Here is a 9,511-nt window from a genome sequence, read left to right as displayed (position 1 = left end):
ATAATCTTTTGCTGCCTTGATTTTATCTTCAAAAGAATATTTATATTGTCTTCCCATAAAAAATACCTCCAAAGTAGATTTTGGTTATTTACCATGTCTACTTTAGAGGTATCATATCAAAGTGTGGCAGTTTTTTATTAAGTTTTATAGGGTGTATGGTGTGAGAAATTCCTATGAAATTTCTCACACCATACACTAGTTTTTCTTATATGTGATAGTATATAAAAATTATAATCTAATCAATAAGTTAGAATTTATGACCACAGTATCGACATATCTTGGCTTTAGAGCGTACAAGTTCTAAACAAACAGGACATTCCTTAAAATCTTCATCAGTTGATTCTTTAGAAAATAATAGTTCTACTTGATCTTTCTTTACTTTCTCTAATAAGTCATTAAGTTCTAGTAATTTTATTTGCAATAAAGAAAGATAGTTTTCGTTATTTATACAGCGATTGTAACAATCTCTAAAAATTATTGCTAGGAATAAGAAAGGACTACTTGTTATTAATAATCGCAAATAATTTCCTGTAGTATTATATGAAGATGGAACAAATCTCAACCAATATATTATAGATATTATTGTTAGAAGCCAGTTTGTAACTTCTATGAATTTATATAGATGTTTACTAGGAGGGAAAAATCTCTTTTTTATTTGTAATAAGGAAATCTCTTTTTCGTATAAAGAAATTTCTTTTTTTATTAATTTCATTTTATTAGTCAAATCTTCTGATTTATCAATAATAGAAGGTTTGGTCATTACTAATCACCTCGATTTATTAACAAATAATAATAGTATATGTGGATAAAAATAGAAAATGCTATCTGGAAATTAAAACTATTAATAATTTCAAATATATTATAAAATATTAAGTGTTATTTTATAATGAAAATATACTAATTTTAGAGTTTATTGGAGAAGAATAAGTTATTGATATTGATATATACTGACAATATGAAGTATAATCAAATTATAATTATGCATTTAATAGGGGAGTAACATGAGAGAGGGAATAAGATTCGCTATAAATATTATTTTACTTGGAATAATTTCAGTTAGTGCTACAAGTATAGGGATTAAAGGGTGGCAATATTATAAAGCAGATAGAACCTATTCAAAGGTAGAAGAATTTAAGCCAGCAGCAGAAAATACTGCGGTAGCTACTAGTGTAGATACTGATACTCAAGACAATTATAAAAAATTGAAAGAAATAAACTCTGATTATAAGCTATGGATAAGTATTCCTGAGTTTGGAATAGATTATCCTGTTGTACAAGGTGATGACAATGAGTTTTATTTACATCATGATTTTTATAAAAACAAAAGCTCATCAGGAACCATTTTTGTAGATTACAGAAATGATGTAGAAAGTGATAAAAATCTTATACTTTATGGACATAATATGAAAAATGGTAGTATGTTTAATAAGATAACAAAATATAAAGAAGCTGATGAATTTAAAAAAGGCAAAATAAAAATTATAGAAAATAATATGGAATATACATATGAAGTATTCTCTGTATTTGTAGAAAATGAAAATAGTCATGCTTTAAAGAATGAATTTAATTCTACAGCAGAATATGATGAGTATATTGATAAAATAAAAGAAAAGTCTAAGTTTAAAAAAGAGGTCAAAAATACTGATTATGAAAATATAATAACACTATATACTTGTAGTTATGAATATGATGGAGCAAGAACCATTGTAGTAGCTACATTAGTGAATGAATAAACTAAATAATCAAAAGTTAATTACGACTTAAAATCTAAGGAGTTATCGTGTATTAATAAATGAAAATTTATTGACGATAACTCCTTAACTATTTACCATCATAAAATGTTAATAGATTAATCCTACCTTTCTAAAGCCTTGTTCTAAATCATTTATAATATCTTCAACATCTTCTATTCCTACGCTAAGTCTAAAGAAACCGTTAGAAAATTCACTAGGATATAGATGTTGACGTTCATCATTTGGACCAAAGAATACGATTAAGCTTTCGTCATGACCGAGAGATACTGCAGAAGTTATAATTTTGAGATGACTAACAAAAGCATTGTGAGTATCATAATCAGCAGCTATACCAAAGGAAAGAGCACCGGAAAATCCATTCTTCATTTGTTTTTTTGCTATTTCATGACCTGGATGACTTTTGAGACCAGGATATGATACAAAAGTAACAAAAGGTAAGGACTCTAGATATTTAGCTACTTTTAATGCATTACTATTATGCTGTTTCATACTTAGAGGTAAAGTTACAGCGCCTCTCATAATAAGCCATGCATTAAAAGGACTTATTGTTCCCCCAAGATTAACCATTGCTTCTTTTCTAATTTTATCAATAAGAGCTTTTTTTCCTAAAACAGCTCCACCCATAGCATCTCCATGACCGTTTATATATTTTGTGAGACTTTCAATAGATAAATCTGCACCTAATGAAGTTGGACGTTGATTATATAGAGAAGCAAAAGTATTGTCTACAGATAATAAAACATTATTAGAATGAGCAATTTTTGCAATTTCTTCAATATCGCTGATATTTATAACTGGGTTACCTGGTGTTTCTATATGAATTAATTTAGTATTTGGTCTTATAGCAGTTTTTACTTCTTCTAAATTTGAGGAATCTACAAAAGTACATTCTATATCATATTTATCAGGAAGATATTCAGTTAGCAATCTATATACAGCTAGATAAGTTATTTTTGAGCATACTACGTGATCTTTTGATTTAAGAAAAGTAAAAAATACAGACTATTGCGATACGAATACTTGATAATATATACAATATACCATTATGTGCAAAAAGTAAACAGTTTATGGAAAATAAAATTAAAAACTAACATTATACAATAGAAGACAATAAGTGTCAAATAAAATTCACAAAAGTTAAAAAAAACAGCATAAAAGAAAAAAATATATAGAAATTTCAAATACGATTAAAAAGGTAATGTATAGGAAAAAATATGGAAATTCATAAAACAAAGTGCGATAATTAGAATGTAAAGAAAATATTAACATAGGTAGGGGACAAAGTTATGAAGGATTTATGCTTACAGTACAATAGTTTTTTAGTTAACAAAGAATTCAATATTAAAAGAAGTTATTTTGAAAAAGGAATATCTTATGAAAGACAAATGAATTATGAGTTTGCTATACATATGTACAAAAAAGTATTGAGCATAGATAAGTTTCATTTAGAAGCTAAAGAAAGACTCTATCATATATATAATAATATAAATAAAGTTGATAAAGCAGAAGAAATTATAGATGAACTTTTAAGATATAATGGAAATGATTATATTGGATATCATTATAAGTTTAATTCTTTAATGAAAAAAGGAAATATAGAAAAAGCAGAAACTTTATTAGCTAAATCTAGAGGTATGTTTAGAAACTTGGAAAGTTTTAAGTTAGATTATGTTACTTACTTAATAACTAATGGAAGTTACAAAGAAGCTAATAAGATATTAGATTCCATAGAAAAAAGTAATTGCTATTATGGGATATTTGCTATAAGAAGAGCTTTAATATTGTTAGCTATGGGTAAAGCTGAAGAAGCGAGTAGTTTATTATTCTCAAGAGAAATTTATGATAATAAGAATGTAATTGTAAGTGAAATGATTTCTTTAGTAGCTAAAAAAGATATAGATATAAAATCAACTATAAATTACATAAATAGATTAGAAGAAAATATTGAAATGAGTATTTAATTAGATTGGAGGAAAAAAAGATGATTAATAATGGTAATATATATATTAATAACTTAACAAATAATTTATCAACTCCATTCGATATGGAAAGCTTAAATAACTACCTAAATAAAAGTAAAGAAGATGACAACGTAAAAAGAGGTTATGATATTTTGGAAGCTTCCAGTAATGTTAGAAAAATATCTATGATGTATGGAGCAAAAATAAAGGGTTTATAAGATATATCAAGGGAGGTGTCGCACAAAGGAGTTGTGCGGCACCTCATTTTTGATTTACAACTATTATCGTTAATATTCTACACAATTATCATAGTTTACAGAGAAGGTTTCTTTATCAGTTTTTAAGATATGTCCTGAAGAGTAGTTTTCTCCATTTACTGTTATGTAGACTTTTGATACATTAAAATTATATCCTAAAGAATTTACTAGAGATTTTAAAAGCATTAACTCAGAAGTAGAACCTAAGTTCATAGTGTTTATAAAATTATCACCAAAATCTACACTTAAGATGTCATTTTCTAATTTAGCGCTGTTCACTGTGACATTGGATGAAAGAGTTAGTGTATCCTTATCCTTTTCTGTTTTAAGAGCATTAACTATAGCTTTAACCAATGCGCCATTGGTAACCTTAATATTTTCATCATGATAAGTCATTTTGTCATCAATACAATTATATGTATAGAGCCTTACAGATTGGGTTTTTACATTAGGGTCGTTAGATTCTTCTATCAATGAATTGTTATTGTCTTTATTAGAAGTTTCAATGGTGAAAGGATCTATATTAGAACTAGTTTTAGAATCTTTAGTATTTTTATTTCCACATCCTAATAAGGAGATGGATATCGAAAGTATTAATAATAAAGAAATTGATTTTCTTCTCATAAAAAACCCCTTATATAATATGCTTTGTACTATTATATAAGAGTTTTTTTCAATATAGAACTAATTTTTTTGTTGAATTAAACATAAACATAAATTATAACACAAAGTGTATAAAAAGTAAATAAAACCGTCTTAAAATAGTATTTTATTATCATAATGTTAATGATGACACAAAACTGATTGAATAAGACACAAAAGTAAGATGATACGAAAAAGTGTAGAAATTGGAATTTCTCAATGGCATAATTAATGTAAAGAAAGATAAAAAACCAGTGAGGGTGAGAGATATGAAAAAAAATAAGGGGAAAATATCACTAAAGTTAATGTCTTTATTACCAATAAACAAATTAGGAAATATAAAAGAACTAGCAGGTAGTTCAAGAGTAAATGAAGAAACTATTACAATTAAAGATACAATAGTATATAAAAATAAATCAATTATTATAAAAGAAAAATACAAATTAGATGATAAAGTTGAAACATTCTTAGAATTATTAAAAGATAATGAATCAAGTGAAATAATGAACGGGTATGAATTTGGTGATTTTCAATTAGTAAATAATAAATTATATTTTACACGCGTAAACAGAGAAAACTTAATTGAAGATTCAGAAGAAGAATTTGTATTTGATTTTGAAGAAGAAAAGGTAATGGCTGTAGAAAAAATAAATGAGGAAAAAATAAAAAAGGATATTATTGATGCTATAAATATTAAGTTTGTAGAGAGCTATAGTATATATAGAATAAGAAATGCAAAATTAAAAAGAGTATATTCCAAAGATGGTAAGTATAGTATATGGTTCACAATTAGGTTATTAGATAAGAATATAAGAAAAGAAAAAAAGATTACTGGAGTTTATAGCGAAGATTTTTCATATATATCTGAAAAAGATATATTAAGTGTAAATTATGATGTTGATAATACATTAAGTATTATAGAAAATAAAAATGAATACGAAGAAGAAGTAATAAGAATTAAAGAAGGTAACATTATAAGTAAAGGCAATATTAATTTAAAAAATATAATGCCAAAGAATAAGATAGAGGTAAATAAAAATTTTATAATTGAATCTGAAAGCATATATGTTGTTAATTATTTAAATGGAAAGATGTCTAAATATAATATTAATAATAATGAATATGAATTAGAGAAAAATTATAATTTTGCAGCAGAAGATTTCGATAAGGATATTGATGGAAACATATGGGCGGTTAAGAGTTTTTGTGGAGAAAATTTAGTATACAAGTTAGAAGATGATAAGTTTATCCATCAGTATCGCATAAATTCAAATAAATGTTTATTATCAGTATATGATGATAAAAATATTATTATAAGTGACAATAGTGAGTTTTCATTAATAAATTATAATAGTATAATAGCATAGGATAATGGGCTGTAGCACAAAAAAAGTGCGGCAGCTCTTTTTTTGTAGTAAAATCATATTTAGTTAATAAAGTTTAAGGTTGGGATAAGTTATGATGAAAAAATCCTCATTACTACAGATGTTTAATAGGGATACTATTGGAGAAAATCATATAAAGGGAAAAAGAGTTTTTGAGAATGATTTAGTAGAATCTATAGATATAGTTGATGAAGAAAATATTATATGTATTGATGGAAATGTAATTTCAGAAAATTTATTTAATGAATATAAAACCACTATTGAAATGGATATAAAAGGTGGCAAAATTTTATATACATATTGTACCTGTGCAGATTATAAAAATAATGGACGATTAAGGAAAAATTATAGTTGCAAGCATGTAGTTGGAACATTTTACAAGGCATTAGAAGAAATAGGGGAGGAAGATACAAAAATCGTTGATGAAGTTAATGTAGATGCATTAGCATTACTTTTACCAAAAGAAAAAGAAATGCCAGAGGTGAAGATAGAAGTATATATAAATAAAGATAGATGGAACGGAAAAATATTTGTAGAGTTTAAAATTGGACTTAAAAACCTATCTTCAAATAAACTTTATGTTTTAAGGGATATAAATCAATTTTTAGTTGCAGTGTATAATAAAATTCCTATTAAATATAGTGAAAATTTTTCATTCAATTTAAATAAACAAAGATTATCTACAAAAGATAAGGTGCTTTTAGAATTTATAGAAATGTTAAAAAAGTTAGAAAGTAGTAGCAAGGAGAAAATTATTTTAGGAAAGTACATATATATTCCAGATTATTTTTTAAGAGATTTTTTCAAAGTTATATCAAATCATAGAGTGTATCTTAATGAAGGATTTTTTAATAGACCTGTGGATGGAGAGATTTCCTTTGATATACCTATGATAGATTTTGATATGAAGCTTATAGGGGATAAATATGTATTAAAATGTCCAAGTGGTATGGCGGTGCCATTAAATGACAATGGTAATGTCTTTATATATGGAACAACAATAATAGTACCACCATATGATTTTTGTTATAGTATAAGTAATTATTTAAAGATATTTAGTAAATGTGATGTTATAACTATTCCAATTGAAAATGAAGAGAGGGTATTAAGAGAACTTATTCCTAGTATAAAGAAAATAACTAAAAATCTTTCATTAAGTAAAAAGGTTCAAGATAAAATTGTAGATGAGCCAGTAAAATTTAATTTTTACTTTGATAGAGAAAATGAAGAAGTAACTTTGACACTTAAGGTTACTTATGGAATGTATCAGTTTAATATACTAGATGAATTTGAAGAAAAAATAATATACAGAGATAAAAAAAGTGAAGAGAAAGTCATTGGCACTTTAAGGACATTAGGATTTGAAGTTATAAATAATAAATTTCACATTATATACGGTGATGATTATATATTTAACTTTTTTAAATATAAAATAAACATACTTCAAGATATAGGAGAAGTTTATTATTCAGAAAACTTTAAAGGTATAAAATCTATTGGAAGTAAATTCATAAGTGGAGAAATAGCAGCAGGAAAATATGATTATTTTGAGATGAAGTTTAAATTAGGTGATATATCTGAAGGTGAAACAAAAAATATATTGCGAGCTTTTAGAGATAATGTAAAGTATTATAAGCTAGATAATGGTGAATTTTTAGATATAGAAGAAATAGAGATGAGAAGATTCTTAAAGTTATTAGATGCAGTTGCTCCATATGATATAGAAGGAAATGAAATAAGTATACCTAAAAATAAAGGAATATTTCTAAATAATTATTTAGAAGAAAATAATATAAAATATATTAAAGGTAAGCCGGAATTAAGCAAATTAAAGAAAAAGTTTGAAGTTATAGGTGATAAAAAGTTTAAGGTTCCAAAAGAGATAAATGGAGTACTTAGAGAATACCAAGTTATAGGGTTTAAGTGGATGAAAACAATAGAGGAATTAGGATTTGGGGGGATACTAGGAGATGAGATGGGGCTTGGGAAGACAATACAAGCTATAACATTTATTTCTGCTGGAAAAGGGAAGAAATCTCTTGTAGTTACTCCAACATCACTTATATATAATTGGAAAAATGAATTTGTAAAGTTCAATCCAACATTAAAAGTAGCTATAAATAATGGAGATAAGGATACACGGAAAGAAATGTTAAAGAAAAGTGATGATTATGATGTTATCATCACTACATACAATTTGTTAAAAAGTGATATTGATTATTATAAATCTATGGAATTTGATTATTTCATATTAGATGAAGCTCAATATATTAAAAATTTTCATTCGCAAAATTCAAAGATGGTTAAAACTATCAAAGCCAAAGTAAGATTTGCACTTACAGGTACACCGATGGAAAATTCTCTTATGGAATTATGGTCTATTTTTGATTTTATTATGCCGGGATATTTATATGATGAGAAGACATTTAGTGTTAGATATCATAAAAAACTTCGAGAAGATAAAGTGGTAATTGAAGAATTAAACAAACTTATAGAACCTTTTATATTACGAAGAAAAAAATCTGAGGTAGTAAAAGAATTACCAGAAAAAATAGAAAAGATAGTAGAAGTTGAATTAGAAGAAGAACAGAAAAAGGTTTATGGGGTATATAGTAAATATGCAACAGAACTTATTGAAAAAAAGGTAAAAGACGGTGAGTTTGAAAGTAGTAAAATTGAAATACTATCATATATAACAAAACTTAGACAAATAGCATTAGATCCATCAGTTACGATAAGTGATTATGATGGAGGCAGTGGGAAAATTGAAGCTTTAATGGAGTTGTTACATCATGCTATAGAAGAAGGACATAAGATATTAGTATTCTCACAATTTACTGCAATTCTTTTAAGTATTGCAAGGAGGCTTGAAGGAGAAAAGATAGATTTTAGCTATTTAGATGGATCTATACCAGCAAAAAAAAGAATGGCTATAGTAGACGATTTTAATAATGGAGATAATTCTGTATTTCTTATAAGTTTGAAAGCTGGTGGAACAGGATTAAATTTAACATCAGCGGATGTAGTAGTGCATTTTGATCCATGGTGGAATCCAGCAGTTGAAAATCAAGCTACTGATAGGGCACATAGGATAGGACAAGAAAATATTGTTGAAGTTATAAAATTAGTAGCAAGAGGAACTATAGAAGAAAAGATTGTTAAATTACAAAAAGATAAAGAAAGGCTTATTGAAAAAGTAATAGATGAAGGTAGTAGTAGTGAAAATCTTCTGCAAGAGCTAGATAGTAAAAAGCTTATGGAAATGTTGGAGTTTGATATTTAATAAAGATGATATTTTCAACATAATGTATTTTCAATATTTTACATGTAAATTGAATAAAAGAACTATTGCTAACTGATCTGACTCCTGTCAAGTAGACAATCAAAATAAATAAAGATATATGATTATGCGACTACGTTGTTAGTCGCATTTATCATGATGCTCTTTTTTTCTTTGCTTCTAACTCTGCTTTATAAGCAAGTATTCTCTTATTTTCTGGTATCGGATATTG

Annotated in this window: 7 protein-coding genes and 1 pseudogene; 5 read left to right on the top strand and 3 right to left on the bottom strand. The window is 26.1% G+C overall.

From position 1 onward, the window contains the following. Nucleotides 1-247: 247 nt before the first annotated feature. Nucleotides 248-760, bottom strand: a complete 513-nt coding sequence (locus KQI30_RS15810; protein ID WP_216464310.1) for a zinc ribbon domain-containing protein — start codon at nt 758-760, stop codon at nt 248-250. Nucleotides 761-1,001: 241 nt separating this feature from the next. Here KQI30_RS15810 and srtB point away from each other — a divergent pair, with 241 nt between their 5' ends. Then, nucleotides 1,002-1,733 (top strand): class B sortase, encoded by a 732-nt coding sequence (gene srtB, locus KQI30_RS15805; RefSeq protein ID WP_216464309.1) that lies wholly within the window; start codon nt 1,002-1,004, stop codon nt 1,731-1,733. 108 nt (nt 1,734-1,841) lie between these two features. Here srtB and KQI30_RS15800 read toward each other — a convergent pair. Next, nucleotides 1,842-2,741, bottom strand: a pseudogene (locus KQI30_RS15800) (trans-sulfuration enzyme family protein); the annotation flags it as partial. A gap of 299 nt (nt 2,742-3,040) precedes the next feature. Between KQI30_RS15800 and KQI30_RS15795 the strand changes: the two are divergent. Together KQI30_RS15795 and KQI30_RS15790 are read left to right on the top strand one after the other, a co-directional pair. Beyond that, entirely contained in the window at nt 3,041-3,715 is a 675-nt protein-coding gene (locus tag KQI30_RS15795) for a tetratricopeptide repeat protein (RefSeq protein ID WP_216464308.1), read from the top strand. 20 nt (nt 3,716-3,735) lie between these two features. Beyond that, nucleotides 3,736-3,933, top strand: a complete 198-nt coding sequence (locus KQI30_RS15790; RefSeq protein WP_216464307.1) for a hypothetical protein — start codon at nt 3,736-3,738, stop codon at nt 3,931-3,933. Between the two features lie 69 nt (nt 3,934-4,002). Here the strand turns inward: KQI30_RS15790 and KQI30_RS15785 are convergent, their stop codons facing one another. Next, nucleotides 4,003-4,596 (bottom strand): GerMN domain-containing protein, encoded by a 594-nt coding sequence (locus KQI30_RS15785; RefSeq protein ID WP_216464306.1) that lies wholly within the window; start codon nt 4,594-4,596, stop codon nt 4,003-4,005. Between the two features lie 287 nt (nt 4,597-4,883). Between KQI30_RS15785 and KQI30_RS15780 the strand changes: the two genes are divergently transcribed. Together KQI30_RS15780 and KQI30_RS15775 are read left to right on the top strand one after the other, a co-directional pair. After that, nucleotides 4,884-5,981, top strand: a complete 1,098-nt coding sequence (locus tag KQI30_RS15780) for a hypothetical protein (protein ID WP_216464305.1) — start codon at nt 4,884-4,886, stop codon at nt 5,979-5,981. A gap of 91 nt (nt 5,982-6,072) precedes the next feature. Then, nucleotides 6,073-9,282 (top strand): DEAD/DEAH box helicase, encoded by a 3,210-nt coding sequence (locus KQI30_RS15775; RefSeq protein WP_367397870.1) that lies wholly within the window; start codon nt 6,073-6,075, stop codon nt 9,280-9,282. The last annotated feature ends 229 nt before the right edge of the window (nt 9,283-9,511 follow it).

The organism is Clostridium bornimense (assembly GCF_018917145.1).
Taxonomy (GTDB): domain Bacteria; phylum Bacillota; class Clostridia; order Clostridiales; family Clostridiaceae; genus Clostridium_AN; species Clostridium_AN bornimense_A.
The sequence above is the reverse complement of the archived record's forward strand: the minus strand, read 5'-3'. Positions and strand labels throughout refer to the sequence as shown.